15 protein-coding genes, 1 tRNA gene and 1 pseudogene are annotated in these 15,731 nt (G+C 69.5%); 4 read left to right on the forward strand and 13 right to left on the reverse strand.

Going from position 1 to position 15,731, the window contains the following annotated elements:
* The first annotated feature begins 18 nt into the window (after window positions 1-18).
* The gene (epsC, locus tag AC3ENX_RS13390; protein ID WP_434812365.1) at window positions 19-570 is read left to right on the forward strand and encodes a serine O-acetyltransferase EpsC; all 552 of its coding nucleotides are present in this window, start codon (window positions 19-21) and stop codon (window positions 568-570) included.
* On the opposite strand, the gene prfA is transcribed toward epsC, so the two are convergent.
* The 9 genes from prfA to AC3ENX_RS13435 all read right to left on the reverse strand — a co-directional run bounded on the left by prfA (window position 571) and on the right by AC3ENX_RS13435 (window position 12,210).
* Complete coding sequence (gene prfA, locus AC3ENX_RS13395) at window positions 571-1,650, reverse strand: peptide chain release factor 1 (protein ID WP_434812302.1); 1,080 nt, start codon at window positions 1,648-1,650, stop codon at window positions 571-573. It lies immediately after the preceding gene.
* 2 nt (window positions 1,651-1,652) lie between these two features.
* Window positions 1,653-3,668: a transcription termination factor Rho gene (rho, locus tag AC3ENX_RS13400; protein WP_434812303.1), complete on the reverse strand. Its 2,016-nt coding sequence runs from the start codon at window positions 3,666-3,668 to the stop codon at window positions 1,653-1,655.
* Between the two features lie 154 nt (window positions 3,669-3,822).
* Window positions 3,823-4,773, reverse strand: a complete 951-nt coding sequence (gene thrB / locus AC3ENX_RS13405) for a homoserine kinase (RefSeq protein ID WP_434812304.1) — start codon at window positions 4,771-4,773, stop codon at window positions 3,823-3,825.
* A 2-nt stretch (window positions 4,774-4,775) separates the two neighbouring features.
* Window positions 4,776-5,852 (reverse strand): threonine synthase, encoded by a 1,077-nt coding sequence (gene thrC, locus AC3ENX_RS13410; protein ID WP_434812305.1) that lies wholly within the window; start codon window positions 5,850-5,852, stop codon window positions 4,776-4,778.
* A gap of 1 nt (window position 5,853) precedes the next feature.
* Window positions 5,854-7,206 (reverse strand): homoserine dehydrogenase, encoded by a 1,353-nt coding sequence (locus AC3ENX_RS13415; RefSeq protein WP_434812306.1) that lies wholly within the window; start codon window positions 7,204-7,206, stop codon window positions 5,854-5,856.
* Window positions 7,203-8,615, reverse strand: a complete 1,413-nt coding sequence (gene lysA, locus AC3ENX_RS13420; protein ID WP_434812307.1) for a diaminopimelate decarboxylase — start codon at window positions 8,613-8,615, stop codon at window positions 7,203-7,205. The genes AC3ENX_RS13415 and lysA overlap by 4 nt, the downstream gene beginning before the upstream one ends.
* 195 nt (window positions 8,616-8,810) lie before the next feature.
* The gene (locus AC3ENX_RS13425; protein ID WP_434812308.1) at window positions 8,811-9,647 is read right to left on the reverse strand and encodes an LmeA family phospholipid-binding protein; all 837 of its coding nucleotides are present in this window, start codon (window positions 9,645-9,647) and stop codon (window positions 8,811-8,813) included.
* 1 nt (window position 9,648) lies between these two features.
* Window positions 9,649-11,316 (reverse strand): arginine--tRNA ligase, encoded by a 1,668-nt coding sequence (locus tag AC3ENX_RS13430; RefSeq protein ID WP_434812309.1) that lies wholly within the window; start codon window positions 11,314-11,316, stop codon window positions 9,649-9,651.
* A gap of 48 nt (window positions 11,317-11,364) precedes the next feature.
* Complete coding sequence (locus AC3ENX_RS13435) at window positions 11,365-12,210, reverse strand: transglutaminase-like domain-containing protein (RefSeq protein WP_434812310.1); 846 nt, start codon at window positions 12,208-12,210, stop codon at window positions 11,365-11,367.
* A 112-nt stretch (window positions 12,211-12,322) separates the two neighbouring features.
* Between AC3ENX_RS13435 and AC3ENX_RS13440 the strand changes: the two genes are divergently transcribed.
* The 3 genes from AC3ENX_RS13440 to AC3ENX_RS13450 all read left to right on the forward strand — a co-directional run bounded on the left by AC3ENX_RS13440 (window position 12,323) and on the right by AC3ENX_RS13450 (window position 13,476).
* Window positions 12,323-13,084, forward strand: a complete 762-nt coding sequence (locus tag AC3ENX_RS13440; protein ID WP_434812311.1) for an SGNH/GDSL hydrolase family protein — start codon at window positions 12,323-12,325, stop codon at window positions 13,082-13,084.
* 80 nt (window positions 13,085-13,164) lie between these two features.
* On the forward strand, window positions 13,165-13,350 hold the full coding sequence (locus AC3ENX_RS13445) for a hypothetical protein (protein ID WP_434812312.1): 186 nt from the start codon (window positions 13,165-13,167) through the stop codon (window positions 13,348-13,350).
* A gap of 53 nt (window positions 13,351-13,403) precedes the next feature.
* Window positions 13,404-13,476: transfer RNA gene (locus AC3ENX_RS13450), tRNA-Arg, on the forward strand.
* Between the two features lie 142 nt (window positions 13,477-13,618).
* On the opposite strand, the pseudogene AC3ENX_RS13455 reads toward AC3ENX_RS13450, so the two are convergent.
* The 4 genes and pseudogenes from AC3ENX_RS13455 to AC3ENX_RS13470 form a co-directional block, all read right to left on the reverse strand.
* Window positions 13,619-13,726: pseudogene (locus tag AC3ENX_RS13455) on the reverse strand (QacE family quaternary ammonium compound efflux SMR transporter); the annotation flags it as partial.
* A gap of 42 nt (window positions 13,727-13,768) precedes the next feature.
* Complete coding sequence (locus tag AC3ENX_RS13460; protein ID WP_434812313.1) at window positions 13,769-13,924, reverse strand: hypothetical protein; 156 nt, start codon at window positions 13,922-13,924, stop codon at window positions 13,769-13,771.
* Window positions 13,925-13,954: 30 nt separating this feature from the next.
* Window positions 13,955-14,833 carry an ATP-grasp domain-containing protein gene (locus tag AC3ENX_RS13465; RefSeq protein ID WP_434812314.1) on the reverse strand — a complete coding sequence of 293 codons (879 nt, stop codon included), beginning with the start codon at window positions 14,831-14,833 and terminating at the stop codon, window positions 13,955-13,957.
* Between the two features lie 35 nt (window positions 14,834-14,868).
* Entirely contained in the window at window positions 14,869-15,717 is an 849-nt protein-coding gene (locus AC3ENX_RS13470; protein WP_434812315.1) for a CPBP family intramembrane glutamic endopeptidase, read from the reverse strand.
* Window positions 15,718-15,731 lie beyond the last annotated feature (14 nt).

Raw genomic sequence — 15,731 nt, forward strand, 5'->3', positions numbered from 1 at the left:
CAGACGTTCACCGCACGCATCCGCGAAGACATCGCGGCAGCACGCCTGCGCGACCCCGCAGCGAGGGGTGACCTCGAGATCGCCCTGCTCTACCCGGGGCTGCACGCCATCTGGGCACACCGTGCGACGCATGCGCTGTGGCAGCGCGGCTGGCGGTTTCCCGCCCGGGCAATCAGTCAGGTGACCCGCTGGCTGACCGGCATCGAGATCCACCCCGGCGCGACGATCGGTCGCCGCTTCTTCATCGACCACGGCATGGGTGTGGTCGTCGGCGAGACCGCAGAGGTCGGTGACGACGTCATGCTGTACCACGGGGTCACCCTCGGCGGCCGCACCCGCGACGCCGGCAAGCGGCACCCCACCCTCGAAGACGGCGTGCTGGTCGGCGCGGGCGCCAAGATCCTCGGCCCCATCACGATCGGCGCCCGATCGGCGGTGGGCGCGAACGCCGTCGTCACGAAGGACTCCCCCGCAGACTCGGTGCTCATCGGCATCCCCGCCAAGGCGCGCCCCCGCCGCGCCGGTGAAGACACCCGCGCGATCCTGACGGCGCCCGAGTACTACATCTGATCAGTCGCTGCCGCCGAGCGCGGCCAGCCGCGCCTCTTCATCGGCACTGATCGCCGATTCGATGATCGGCTCGAGCGCCCCGTCCATCACCTGGTCGAGGTTGTACGCCTTGTAGCCGGTGCGGTGATCGGCGATGCGGTTCTCTGGGAAGTTGTACGTGCGGATGCGCTCGGAGCGGTCCATGCCGCGGATCTGCGAGCGACGCGCGTCGGATGCCGCGGCATCCAGTTCTTCCTGCTGCTTCGCGAGCAGGCGGGCGCGCAGCACACGCATGCCGGCCTCACGGTTCTGCAGCTGCGACTTCTCGTTCTGCATCGACACGACGATGCCCGTGGGCACATGCGTGATGCGCACCGCCGAGTCGGTCGTGTTCACCGACTGCCCACCGGGACCCGACGAACGGAAGACGTCGATCTTCAGATCGTTCGGGTCGATGTGGATCTCTTCAGGCTCATCAACCTCGGGAAAGACGAGCACGCCGGTCGTCGAGGTGTGGATGCGGCCCTGCGACTCGGTCGCCGGTACCCGCTGGACGCGGTGCACCCCACCCTCGTACTTCAGGTGCGCCCAGACGCCCTGCGCAGGATCTGTCGAGGCGCCCTTGATCGCGACCTGCACGTCCTTGTAGCCGCCCAGGTCGGATTCGTTGCGCTCGAGCAGCTCCGTCTTCCAGCCCTTCGAGGCCGCGTACTGCAGGTACATGCGCAGCAGGTCGGCCGCGAACAGCGCGGATTCGGCGCCGCCCTCCCCCGCCTTGATCTCCATGATCACGTCACGGGCGTCGTCGGGGTCCCGCGGGATGAGCAGGCGCCGCAGCTTCTCCTGCGCCGCATCCAGCCCGGCCTCGAGCACCGGCACCTCCTCGGCGAACGCGTCGTCCTCACGGGCGAGCTCACGCGCCGCCTCGAGGTCGTCACCCGCCGCGACCCACGCATCGTGGGCCGCGACGATCTTCGACAGCTCGGCGTAGCGCCGGTTGACGCGCTTGGCGCGGGCGGGATCGGCGTGCACCGCGGGGTCGAAAAGCTCCTCCTGCACCGCGCGGTGCTCGTCGATCAGCGCCTGGACCGACTCGAACACGATCAGCGGATGTTGTTCTCGTGCCCGTGGCTGTGTCCGCCGCCGTGCGAGTCGCGCGCGGGCGCCGGGATCGACTTCTGCATCTGCACGAGGAACTCGACGTTGGACTGGGTCTCCTTGAGCTTGCCCAGCACCACCTCGAGCGCCTGCTGCGGGTCGAGACCCGCGAGCGCACGACGCAGCTTCCACGTGATCTTGACCTCGTCGGACGAGAGCAGCATCTCTTCGCGACGCGTCGAGGACGCGTTCACGTCGACGGCCGGGAAGATGCGCTTGTCGGCGAGCTGACGGCTCAGGCGCAGCTCGCTGTTGCCGGTGCCCTTGAACTCCTCGAAGATGACCTCGTCCATCTTGGAACCGGTCTCCACGAGCGCGGTGGCCAGGATCGTGAGCGATCCGCCGTTCTCGATGTTGCGCGCGGCGCCGAAGAAGCGCTTGGGCGGGTACAGCGCCGACGCGTCGACGCCACCGGTGAGCACGCGGCCCGAGGTGGGCGCGGACACGTTGTAGGCGCGGCCGAGGCGGGTGATCGAGTCCAGCAGCACGACGACGTCGCGACCGAGCTCGACGAGGCGCTTGGCGCGCTCGATGGCGAGTTCAGCGACCGTCGTGTGGTCCTCAGCGGGACGGTCGAAGGTCGAGGCGACGACCTCGCCCTTGACGGTGCGCTGCATGTCGGTGACCTCTTCAGGGCGCTCGTCGACGAGCACGACCATGAGGTGGACCTCGGGGTTGTTCTGCGCGATCGCGTTCGCGATCTGCTGCAGCACGATCGTCTTGCCGGCCTTGGGCGGCGCGACGATGAGCCCGCGCTGGCCCTTGCCGATCGGGGCCACAAGGTCGATGATGCGCTGGGTCAGCTTCTCGGGCGCGGTCTCCAGGCGCAGGCGCTCCTGCGGGTAGAGCGGCGTGAGCTTGCTGAACTCGACGCGGTTGGCGGCATCGTCGACCGAGAGGCCGTTGACGGCGTCGACCTTGACGAGCGCGTTGTACTTCTGGCGGCTCGACTGCTCGCCCTCGCGCGGCTGCTTGATGGCGCCGACGACGGCGTCACCCTTGCGCAGGTTGTACTTCTTGACCTGGCCGAGGGAGACGTAGACGTCGCTCGGGCCGGGCAGGTAGCCAGTGGTACGCACGAACGCGTAGTTGTCGAGCACATCGAGCACGCCCGCGATCGGGATGAGGACGTCGTCCTCGCCGATCTCGGTCTCGAACTCGTCGTTCTGGCCCTGGCCGCGACGCTTGTTGCGCTGGCGGCCGCGGCCGGAGCCCTGCGACTGGTCGTCGTCGGCATCCGAACCACTGTTGTTGTTCTGCTGGCCGCCCTGCTGGTTGCCGCCCTGGTTCTGGCCGCCGTTCTGGGTGCCGTCACCGCCCTTGTTGCGGTTGCGGCTGCGGCTGCGCGAACGGCTGCGGCTGCGGCCGGAGCCCTCGCCGTCACCCTCACCCGCGTCGTTCTTGTCGGCGTCGGCCGTCTCGGCGCTCTTGTCGCCCTCGCCGGCCGACGGCGCGTCACCCTGGTCGTCGCCCTTCGCAGGCTCGGCCTGCTCGGCGGCTGCGTCGGCCGGAGCCGCCTCGGCTGCCGGTGCGTCGGATGCGGCGGCATCCGCGTCGACCGTCTTCTTGGCCCGGCCACGCCCCTTCTTGGCGGGCGCCTTCTCGGCGGGGGCCTCGGCCACCTCGTCGGCGGGCGCCTCGGCGGCGGGCGCGTCGGCGGGGGCTGCGTCGGCGGCGGGCGCGTCGGCGGGCTGCTCGGCGGGAGCCGGCGCGTCTTCGGCCGGAGCATCGGTGCTCTTGGCCCGGCGCGGTGCGCGCTTGCGCGGCGCCTTGGCGGGTGCGGCGTCTTCGGCCGGTGCCTCGGCGACGGGCGCGTCGGCGGCGGGCGCGTCGGCGGCGGGCGCATCAGCGGCGGGAGCCTGGTCGGTCGCGGCCGGGGCCTCGACGGCCGAAGCCTGCTGCTCGGCGCTCGCGTCGTCGCGGGCGGTGTCGTCGGTCTGGGTCTCGGAGATGGACTCCACGAGTACTCCTTCGTAAGAAACAGTGGAAACGTTCACAGCCGCACAGGCGCCGTCCACCCGGCGCCGCCCAGCCGCCGTCGGGCTCCCATGATGGAGCGCGGGTGCCGAAGCGGGGGTTATGCGGTGGTTCGCAGAATTGCGATGGAGGCCAGATTCACGTCGATGCCGTGGAACCCTCCGTATGGTCCCTCACTGTACCACCCTTGACGTCGACGGCGAGCATGAGGGCCTGCCACGGAGTGTCTGTCATCCGGCCCGCGATCTCGGCCGCGATCAGGCGCTGACCGGGGCCGTCTGCGAGCACGAGGACGCTCGGTCCCGCACCCGAAACGACCGCCGCGAGCCCTTCGGCACGCAGCGCTCGTACGAGCGCGTCGGTCGCCGGCATCGCGGCGGCGCGGTACGACTGGTGCAGCTTGTCCTCGGTCGCCGCGAGCAGCAGTTCGGGGCTCTGCGTGAGCGCTGCGATCAGCAGCGCCGACCGTGACACGTTGAAGACGGCATCCTCACGGGTCACCTGCAGCGGCGCAAGACCTCGGGCGACGCTCGTAGACATTTTGAAGTCGGGCACGAAGACGAGGGGCGCGACACCGCGGTGCACGATGAGCTTCTTGTGCTGCGGACCGTGCTCGTCCATCCACGCGATCGTGAGACCGCCGAACAGTGCGGGTGCGACGTTGTCGGGGTGCCCTTCGAGCTCGGTCGCCAACCGCAGCAGGGTGTCGTCGCCGAGGTCGACGTCGCCCGCGAGCAGGCCCTTGGCGGCGAGCAGGCCCGCCACGACGGCGGCACCGGAGGACCCCATGCCGCGCCCGTGTGGAATGACGTTGTGCGCGTCGAGGTGGATGCCGGGAAGCTCCCGCCCGAAGGCTTCGAACGCGTACGACATCGCGCGGACGACCAGGTGCGACGCGTCGGTGGGCACGTCGTCCGCACCTTCACCGGTGACCGTGATGCGAAGCCCTGGCTCGGGCAGCACCGTGACGGTCAGCTCGTCGTACACGCTGAGCGCGAGCCCGAGTGTGTCGAACCCGGGTCCGAGGTTGGCGCTCGTGGCCGGCACACGCACCGAGACGGTGCGCCCGGCCACAGCCCCCGCCGTCACCGTCAGCCCTGTGCCAGGTCGAGCACCGACGCGACCTCGCTCGTGGTCGCATCGACGACGGTCGGCTGCACGTCGCTGCCGTCGGCGTTGCGAAGGGCCCACTGCGGGTCCTTCAGGCCGTGACCGGTGACCGTCAGCACCACGGTCGAGCCCGCGGGGACGATACCGGCCTCAGCACGGTCGAGCAGGCCCGCCACGCTGATCGCCGACGCCGGCTCGACGAAGACGCCGACCGTGCTCGACAGCAGCTTCTGGGCGGCGAGGATGCGGTCGTCGTCGATGGCGCCGAACCAGCCGTCGGTGGCGTCGCGCGCCTCGAGTGCGAGCTCCCACGAGGCCGGGTTGCCGATGCGGATGGCGGAGGCCACCGTCTCGGGGTTCTTGACGACCTCGCCGCGCACGAGGGGCGCCGAGCCCTCGGCCTGGAAGCCGAACATGCGCGGCACCTTCGTCGACACGCCACGATCTGCCTCTTCGCGGTAGCCGCGGGAGTAGGCCGTGTAGTTGCCGGCGTTGCCGACCGGGATGAAGTGGAAGTCCGGCGCGTCGCCGAGCTGGCTGACGACCTCGTACGCCGCAGTCTTCTGGCCTTCGATGCGGTCGGGGTTGACTGAGTTGACCAGGTGTACCGGGTAGTTGTCGGCCAGTTCGCGGGCGATCTCGAGGCAGTCGTCGAAGTTGCCGCGGATCTGGATGAGCGTGCCGCCGTGCGCGACGGCCTGGCTGAGCTTGCCCATCGCGATCTTGCCCTCGGGCACGAGCACGGCGGCGGTGATGCCGGCGTGCGCCGCGTAGGCGGCGGCCGAGGCCGACGTGTTGCCCGTGGAGGCGCAGATGACGGCCTTCGCACCGTGCTCGACGGCGCGCGAGAGCGCGACGGTCATGCCACGGTCCTTGAAGGAGCCGGTCGGGTTCATGCCCTCGAACTTGACGAAGACGTTCGCGCCCGTGATCTGCGACAGCGACCTTGCGGGGATCAGCGGCGTGCCGCCCTCACCCAGCGTGACGACCGTGGAGGCGTCGGTGACGCCCAGTCGATCGGCGAATTCGCGGAGCACTCCGCGCCAGACGTGTGCCATGTCAGTCTCCTTCTACGCGCAGCACCGAGACGACACGGTCGACCACGCCGCTGGAGGCGAGGCGATCGACAGTGTCGGACAGGTCCTGTTCGACGGCTCGGTGGGTGCCGATGACGATGCGGGCACGCCCCGCATCGCCGTTGGGTTCGGCGACGATGGTCTGCTCGACCGTTGCGATCGAGACCCGGCCCTCGCTGAGGATGCCGGCGACGGTTGCCAGCACGCCGGGTCGGTCGTCGACCTCGAGCGTGATCTGGTAGCTGGTGGTGACCCGGCCGATCGGCACGACCGGCAGGTTGGCGCGCGTGGACTCTCCCACCCCGACACCGCCCGCAATGTGGCGGCGGGCAGCCGAGACGACATCGCCGAGCACCGCCGACGCGGTCTGCACGCCGCCGGCTCCGGCGCCGTAGAACATGAGGCTGCCGGCGGCTTCCGCCTCGACGAACACGGCGTTGTTGGCACCGTGGACGCTCGCCAGTGGGTGGTCGCGCGGCACGAGCGCCGGGTAGACGCGCACCGAGATGGCCTCGCCGTCGGCAGTTACTTCGGCGGCGGGCTCGGCCGGGTAGCGCGGGGCGCCCTCAAGGCGCTCGCAGACGGCGAGCAGCTTGATGACGAAGCCGGCGTGGCGCGCGGCATCCATCATCTGCTTGTCGATCTTCGTGATGCCTTCGCGGTGCACGGCATCGAGCGGCACAGCGGTGTGGAAGGCGAGCGATGCCAGGATCGCGGCCTTCTGCGCGGCGTCGTAGCCTTCGATGTCTGCGGTGGGGTCGGCTTCGGCGTAGCCGAGCGACTGCGCGTCGGCGAGGACGTCGGCGAACTCGGATCCCTCGCGGTCCATGCGGTCGAGGATGTAGTTCGTCGTGCCGTTGACGATGCCCATGATGCGCTTGACGCGGTCGCCTGCGAGCGAGTCGCGCAGCGGGCGGATGATCGGGATGGCGCCGGCCGCGGCCGCCTCGTAGTAGACGGAGGCACCCACTTGGTCGGCTGCGTCGAAGATCTCGGGACCGTGGGTGGCCAGCAGCGCCTTGTTGGCGGTGACCACGTCGGCGCCGGCGTTCAGTGCCTGCAGGATGTTGGTGCGAGCCGGCTCGATGCCGCCCATCAGCTCGATCACGATGTCGGAGCCGACCAGGAGGGCCTCGGGATCGGTCGTGAACAGTTCCTGCGGCAGGTCGGCGTCGCGCGGCGCGTCGAGGTTGCGGACGGCGATGCCGACGAGGTCGAGGGCGGCGCCGGCACGGTCGGCCAGCTCATCGGCGTGCTTGCGCAGCAGGTCGGCGACCTGGGAGCCGACGGCTCCCGCGCCGAGCAGCGCCACGCGCAGGCGGCGGTAGTCGGTCATAGTGTGTCCTCCGTGGTCGGGGCGTGGAGCCCCTCATCGCGGGCGAGCAGGTCGTCGATGGTCTCACCACGCACGATGACACGCGCGCGCCCGTCCCCGACGGCGACGACCGGCGGCCGGGGGACGAAGTTGTAGTTGCTCGAGAGCGAGAAGCAATACGCGCCGGTCGCGGGCACCGCGAGCAGATCACCGGGTGCGACATCGCCGGGAAGGTACTCTGCGTCGACCACGATGTCGCCGGATTCGCAGTGCTTGCCGACGACACGAGCCAGCGCGGGCTCCTCGTCGGATGTGCGAGAGGCGATGCGCGCCGAGTAGTGCGCGCCGTAGAGCGCAGGGCGGGCGTTGTCGCTCATACCGCCGTCGACGCTCACGTACAGGCGTTGCAGGTCATCGGTGGCCTGCACCGGCTTGACCGTGCCGACCTCGTACAGCGTGACACCCGCCTGGCCGACGATCGATCGGCCCGGCTCGAAGGCGACGTTCGGCATCGGGATGCCGCGCACCTCGCACTCGCGAGCGACCGCGTCGACGATGCCGTCGGCGAGCTGCTCGATCGGGGTCGGGTCATCGACCGAGGTGTAGGCGATGCCGAAGCCGCCGCCAAGGTTCAGGACGGGCACCGGCGCGTCTTCGCTGAGCTGCGCGTGCAGCTCGACGACGCGCGACGCGGACTCCTCGAAGCCCGCGGTGCCGAAGATCTGCGACCCGATATGGCAGTGCAGTCCGACGAACTGCAGCGACGGCAGCTCGCGGATGCGGGCGACGATGCCGGGGGCAGCATCGAGCGCGAATCCGAACTTCTGGTCTTCGTGGGCCGTTGCGAGAAAGTCGTGCGTCTCGGCGTGCACGCCGCTGTTGACGCGCACGAGCACCGGCTGCACGACGCCACGGCGGTCGGCGATCGTCGCAAGTCGCTCGACTTCGATGGGGCTGTCGACGACAACCGAGCTGATGCCCACGTCGACGGCGCGTTCGAGCTCGGCAACCGACTTGTTGTTGCCGTGCAGGCCGAGACGTGCGGCATCCACCCCGGTCGCGAGCGCGACGGCGAGCTCTCCCCCGGTGGCGACATCCACGGCCAGACCCTCGGCCGTGACCCACCGCAGCACCTCACTGGAAAGGAACGCCTTGCTGGCGTAGTAGACGCGGGCCCGCACGCCGTGACGGGCAGCCGCCGCGTCGAACGCTGCCTTCACCCGACGCGCGCGGGCACGCACGCCCGGCTCGTCGAAGACGTAGAGCGGAGTGCCGAAGGTGTCGCGCAGATCCGTCACCGGAACGCCGCCGATCGACAGCACACCGTGCTCGTCGCGAGTCGCGGACGCGGGCCACACCTGCTCGACGAGCGCGTTGGCGTCGCCCGGCGCGACGAGCCAGTCGGGCACGAGCGGGCGGGGGTCAGACAACGGGCATCACCGATTCGAACGAAGAAGGTGGGGTGTTGGGGGCGGGATGGACACGCCCCGACAGTCCCCACAGTCTAGGGCACCGCCGCACGGCAGCCTGTCGGTGTGACGTCCCCTCGGTGACAGGAGAAATCCCCGGGACAGGCCGAATTCGGCAACATCGTCCTGTCTCGGCGATTTCTCCTGCCTGCGAGATCAGGTGCAGGTGCCGGGCTGCTGCAGCGCTTCGTCGACGATGATCGCGCCGTCGATGTCGACGTCGGCGACGATGTGGTCGTTTTCGACCGTGACCGCTTCGAGCGTGAGCCCGGCGGGCAGGCGGTCGGCGAGGCAGATCGTCCACGAGCCGAGGATCGATTCTGCGACGGGACCGAACTGCTCGAGCAGGGCGCCCGCCGACAGCTCCGCGCCGGCGACGGTCAGAGTGTCGGGAGACAGGACGAGGTCACCCTGTTCCACCTCGGTCTCGAGCGTGACTCCGACCTCGATGGTCGTCAGGAACAGGTCGAGCTCGGCGAGCATGCCGACGCGGTCATCGTCGATCGTGACGGTTTCGACCGGGATGCCGTCGACCTGCGCGAGCAGGCTCCGCAACTGCGCCTGGTCGAGCGTCAGCCGCGCGTGCGCGGAATCGGCGGCGGCATCGCCGCGGATCGGCACGCCGCTGGCCACCACTTCGATCGCTCCGCTCAGCCCCTCGAACGACACGTCGTCTGATGCGACACGCACCTCGCCGAGCGTTCCCGTGATGAGCTGCGGCAGCACCATGCCGGGAATCTCCACGTCGAGTTGCTGATCGGCGGGCAGGTCGAGCTGGTCGATGATCATCGACCGCACCGTCGAGACGGTCGCGCTGCGCGCGACCTGCTCGGCGATCACGACGCCGACCGCGAGCAGGACGACGACGATGCCCAGCGCGACGAACCACGGCCAGCGCCGTCGTCGCGTGCGCTTCGGCTCGGCGGGCGCCGACAGCACCCACTGCGCGTCCTGGTGCGGGATCGGCGCGGTCGGCTGCGTGTCGCCGCTCATGTCACATGCGCTCCGGCGCGCTCACCCCCAGCAGATCCAGGCCGTTGCGCAGCACCTGACCGGTGGCGTCGTTGAGCCACAGGCGGGTGCGGTGCAGGTCGGTGACCTCCTCGTCGCCCAGCGGCGTGACCCGGCAGTTGTCATACCAACGGTGGTACAGCGCCGCGAGCTCTTCGAGGTAACGGGCCACGCGGTGCGGCTCGCGCACCTCGGCCGCGTAGGCGACAATGCGCGGGAACTCCTGCAATGCGCCGAGCAGCGCCGACTCGGTCTCGTGCTCGAGCAGTTCGGGCGCGAACGCATCGCGGGCGACACCGGAATCGGCGGCGTTGCGAGCGACGTTGTGCGTGCGGGCGTGCGCGTACTGCACGTAGAAGACGGGGTTGTCGTTCGTGCGCTTGCGCAGGATCTCGGGGTCGAGCGTCAGGGGCGAATCGGCCGGGTAGCGCTCGAGCGAGTACCGCAACGCATCCGTACCGAGCCAGTCACGCAGGTCGTCGAGCTCGATGATGTTGCCCGCACGCTTGGACAGTCGCGCCCCGTTGACCGAGACAAGCTGCCCGATGAGCACCTCGATGTCCTTCTCAGGGTCGTCACCGGCCGCGCCGGCGAGCGCCTTGAGCCGGTGCACGTAGCCGTGGTGGTCAGCACCGAGCAGGTAGATCTTGTGCGCGAAGCCGCGGTCGCCCTTGTTGAGGTAGTACGCGGCATCAGCGGCGAAGTAGGTGTACTCGCCGTTGGAGCGGCGGATGACACGATCCTTGTCGTCGCCGAAGTCGGTCGTGCGCACCCACACGGCGTCGTCCTGGTCGAACACATGCCCCTGCTCGCGAAGACGGTCGACCGCCTCGTCGACGAGGCTCGGCGCGCCGTCCTCGCCCTTCGCGTGCAGGACGCGCTCGCTGAAGAACACGTCGAAATGCACGTTGAACTGCTCCAGCGACGCCTGCAGGTCGCCGAGCTGGAACGCGTAGGCCGCGTCGCGGGCGAGGGTGAGCTGCTCGTCGGCCGGCAGACCCAGCAGCTCGGGCTCCTTCTCGAGCACACGGCGCGCGAGGTCGTCGATGTACGACCCCGGGTAGCCGTCCTCCGGCGTGGGCTCACCCTTGATCGCGGCGAGCACGGAGCGCCCGAAGCGCTCCATCTGCGCGCCCGCGTCGTTGATGTAGAACTCGCGCACGAGCGTCGCCCCGCTCGCGAGCAGCAGGCGGGCGATTGCGTCGCCGAGCGCCGCCCAGCGGGTGTGACCGATGTGCAGGGGGCCGGTCGGGTTCGCCGAGACGAACTCCAGATTGATCGTGTTGCCCCGCTGGCTGTCATTGGTGCCGAATGCGGCGCCGGCTTCGACGATGGTCTTCGCCAGCGCGCCGGCGGCCGCGGCATCCAAGCGGATGTTGATGAACCCGGGACCCGCCACCTCGACGGAGGCCACGCCGTCGACCGTCTCGAGCCCGGCAGCGATCTCTGCGGCGAACTCGCGCGGGCTCGCGCCGACCACCTTGCTGAGCTTCAGCGCGGCGTTGGAGGCCCAGTCGCCGTGATCGCGGTTCTTCGGGCGTTCCAGCGGCAGGTCGGCGGCCGTCAGTCCCTCACTCGAACCCGGGCGTCGCGCCTCGGCGAGCGGGGCGATGACGGCGAGGAGTGCTGCGGAGAGGGCATCAGGATTCATAGCCCGTCAATTCTACGGTCGCGGGCGAGCATGACCCTGCGCGGGCGGTCAGCCGATCTGCACCAGCAGTGCCGGATCGTCGGCGGCCGGATCAGACGCGCTCGACGCCTGCTCGAGCGCCTCGACGTCGGCAGCATCGTCCGGCAAGACGACGGCGTCCACGCGCATCCGACGCAGCGACAGGCCACCGCCGTAATAGGAGAGGAAGGCGCAGTCTGCGGCATCCCGCCCCGTCGCGATGCGCACCAGGCCGTTGCGGTTCGACAGCCGCGTCGCGTCGATGACGTACCACTGCCCGTCGAGGTACGCCTCGGCGACGGCATGGAAGTCCATGGGGCGAAGGCCGGGCGCGTAGCACGCGGCATAGCGGGCGGGCATGTCCATCGCGCGCAGCAGCGCGATCACGAGGTGCGCGTAGTCGCGGCACACCCCCTGGCCTGTCATCAGCGTCGTGACGGCCGAATCGGTGCCCTGGCTGAGTCCCGGACTGTACGTCGTGGATGCCGTCACGAACTCGCTCACGGCAGAGATGAGGTCGTGCCCCTGCAGGCCGCCGAATTGCCTGCGAGCCTGCGCGAACACCTCATCGGACTGGCAATAGCGACTCGGCCGCAGATAGCTGATGGCCTCGAGGTCGCTCGTCGCGCGCGCCGCCACCTGCCCCTCGACGGCGGCTTCGTAGCGCACCTGCAGCAAGCCCGCGTCGCCGAAGAAGCGGTGCAGACGACTGCCGGACTGGTCGATGATCTCAGTCGGCGTGTACACACGATCGCCCGTCGAGAACGTCAGCTGCTCGCGCACGATCGGCGCAGGCTGAGCCGCCGCGATCTGGAAGATCAGGTCGACGGACGACCCCAATTCCAGGTCGAGTTCAGCGGTCAGGATGCGTTGCACCGAAGTATCCTCGCATGCCGCGAGCCCGCTGCGGACACGCTCGTCCGAACCCTTCGACGTCGATCGGAAAGAATCATTTGGATGTGTGGCGATGGTGACATACCCTCATCGCATGCCCGCACCCGACCGCACCGTTTCACGCGTGCCGTCGTGGCTCAAGGCAGTGCTCGCTGTGGCCGCGATCGCAGTGATCGCCGTCTCGATCTGGCGCCCGTGGGCGACTCCGGCGGCCACCGTCGCGGCCGGGTCCGACGACGTCGCAGCAGCGGTCGAGATCGCGCCGCTCGACCTTCCGGACTCGCCCCGAGTGCTCATCTTCGGCGACTCGTGGACCTACGGGTCGGCCGCAGCGAGTCCCCGGCTCGGCTACGCCTACATCGTGTCGGAGGCAGCGGGCTGGGTCACGATCGTCGACGGCGTGCGCGGCAGCGGCTACCTCAAGCCCGGCATCGACGGCCCCGACTTCGGTACCCGCATGGCCGAGCTCGACCCGACGCTCGCGCCCGACCTCATCATCGTGCAGGGCTCTATCAACGACCGCAGGCTCCCGGCATCCGGCTACAAGGACGCCGTCACCGCGGCGTGGGACACCCTGGCCGCGACGTACTCGAACGCGCGCATTGTCATCCTCGGCCCCGCCCCGCAGGTGCTGCCCGTCGAGCGCGCCACGTCTCGCATCGACAGCGATCTGGCTGAACTCGCATCCGACCGGGGCTGGTTCTACATCTCTCCCCTCGGCGAGGGCTGGATCACCGAGGCCAACTACCTCGACGTCATCGACACCAGCAAGACCGGCGCCGACCACCCGTCGAGCGCGGGTCACCGCTACCTCGCGCAGCGGCTCGCCGAGGCGGTCGCGGAGCTCTCCGAGTAGTCGCGGATCATCCTCGCGGGGGATGCTCGTGCATCCACCGGCCGATGTGCGGGTCTTGCGCGGCTTCGTACCGTCGAGGTATGGCCACCGCGACCGTCCCGCTCCCCCGTTCTGACCGCCTCCCGCGCGAAGTATCCGCGCCGGTCGCGGCGCTGCTGGCCATCGCCGGGAACATCGTGCTGGTCGGTGTCGCCTTCGTCGCCCTCGCCGTCGTCCCGCTGGCCGCGGCGCTCGCCTTCGCCCCGGCGCTGCTCGCCCGCTTCTGACGGGCCCGCCGCGTCTGGGAGGCGGGCGCCGCGGTGATATCCTCGGTCGGTACGCCTCCGTAGCTCAGGGGATAGAGCGTTGGTTTCCGGTACCAAAGGTCGCAGGTTCGATTCCTGTCGGGGGCACGACACCGGTGAAGAGGGACCCGCATATACGCGGGTCCTCTTCTGTTTCCGGCGCACGACACACGAAGATCGCCCCGGGGCCGAAGCCTCGGGGCGATCATTCTGCGCGGCCATTCGTGGCCGACGAGCTTGAGCCCGACCACACAGCCGCCATGCTCGCGATCAGCGAGACGCCCAAGACGATCGACGGCCCGAGTTTCGTGAAGCCTTCGGACGTGCCGAGGGCGGTCGCCCAGACGGCTTCGAGGATTCCAGATCGGCCCTGATCAAACCTTGGGCAGACCGCGACGCGTCAGGTGCGGCTGCCGAAATGGAACGGCAGCGCGAGCGCGAGCGAGATCGAGAGGATGCCGCCGACGAAGATCAGTCCGCCCCACGCGGGGATGGTGAACGCCAGTCCGAACAGGAAGATGCCCAGCAGGAAGAACAGGGCGTACAGAATGAACACAGTGACCTCCAGGCTGTCGTCTCTTTGATCCTAGCGACCGACGGCGGCGAGGATCGCCGCGGCGAGCCGATCGGCCGACCCCGGCACGTGGTCGAGGAACAGCGACGGTTCCGTCAACTCGAGTTCGAGCACCACCGGTCCGTCCGGAGCGCGGAGCAGATCGATGCGGGCGTAGAGCAGGTCAGCAACGTTCGGGACGGCGGCGAGCGCACGCTCGGCGACGAGGAGCTCGTCGGGCGCGGCGTCGCGCCGCGACATCTCCTCTTGCAGAAAAAGTCCTGCCGCCGGCTGCATGCCGCGGGTGAGGAGCGGCCCCTTGCGCATGGCATGCGAGACCGTTCCGCCGATCACGACGACCGCGGTCTCACCGACCTCATCGACGCTCGCGAGGTACGGCTGCACCATGACGACCCTGCCTGCGTCGAGGAGCGAGCCGGCATGGCTGATCGAACGCTCGGGTTCGTCGGCCGTGAACCGGAGCGTGTCTTTCGACCCGGCCGACACGACGGGCTTGACGACGTGCTCCTCGTGGAGAAAGGCGTGGGTGCTCGGGTCATCACCCGGCTCGAGGAACTCGGTGGGCACGGTCGGTACCCCGGCGGCGGCGAGGTCGCGCAAGTACCGCTTGTCGGTGTTCCAGGCCAGCACGTCGGCAGGATTGTGCAGCCGGGTCAGTTGCGACACGCGCTGTGTCCACGCGATGAACTCGTCGTGGCGACGCGCGTAGTCCCAGGTGGAGCGGACGACGACCACATCGAACCCGCCCCAGTCGACGGTCTCGTCGTCCCAGACGGCAGGTTCGGCCGCCGCCCCCGCGCCACGCAGCGCATCGCGCAGCTGCATGCCTTCGGCGTCGAGCCCTCCCTCGACCTCGGACGCGGTGGCAAGGGCGATGCGCGCGGTGTTCACCGCACCATCCTGCCCGATCGGCTGCCCCGGCACGGTCAGGGCGAGACGAGGAAGATCGCGTCCAGCAGTCCCGGGTTGTGCGCGTGGACGAGCACGCCGAACACGACGGCGTCGAAGAGCAGATGCACCGTCACCACGTAGGCGAGGGAGCGGGTGCGCAAGAAGATGAAGCCCTGCAGCAGCGCGAACGGAATCGTGAGGAACGGTCCCCACGCCTGGTAGCCGAGCTCCCACAGGAACGAGACGAAGACGATCGCCTGCAGCACGTTCGCCGCGGCATCGGCGAAGTGACGGCGCAGCAACGCGAAGCACGTGCAGATGAAGAACAGTTCGTCCCAGATGCCGACCGCGCCGACCCCCACGAACAGGCGCGCGATGAGGTTCGGGGTGTCGACGACGGGCCAGTTCAGGTACACGCCCGAGGTGATGAAGTAGTACGGCAGGATGAGCCAGCCGAGCACGAGCACCACGGCAAGCCACACCCACTGGAACGTCGACCAGCGCCCGCCGCCGCGCCACGGGAACCGGATGGCGTGATCGCGGTAGACGAACCGCGAGATCACGTACGGCACGGCAACCGCTCCCCCGAGTGCGAGCGTGAAGCGCACCATCGCCGCATCGTCGAGCTCAGCCTTCAGTTCGATGAGGCTGACGATCACGAGGCCGATCGCGATGAGTGACAGGTCGCGCGTGAGGCTCGGACCGGATGCCGTGACCGAGCGACGCTCGAGGACGGCCGCCGCCACGATTCCGGCCGCCAGCAGCGTCCACCCGAGCCACGGCAGCAGCAGCACGAAGAACGCCGGGGCCGCCAGACACACCAGCAGCGCCGGGATCGTGCCGAGCGAGACGACCGGGCGGGCGGCTGCGGCATCCGTCTTCATGCGCGTTCCTCCTG

This window comes from Microbacterium sp. bgisy189 (assembly GCF_057707225.1).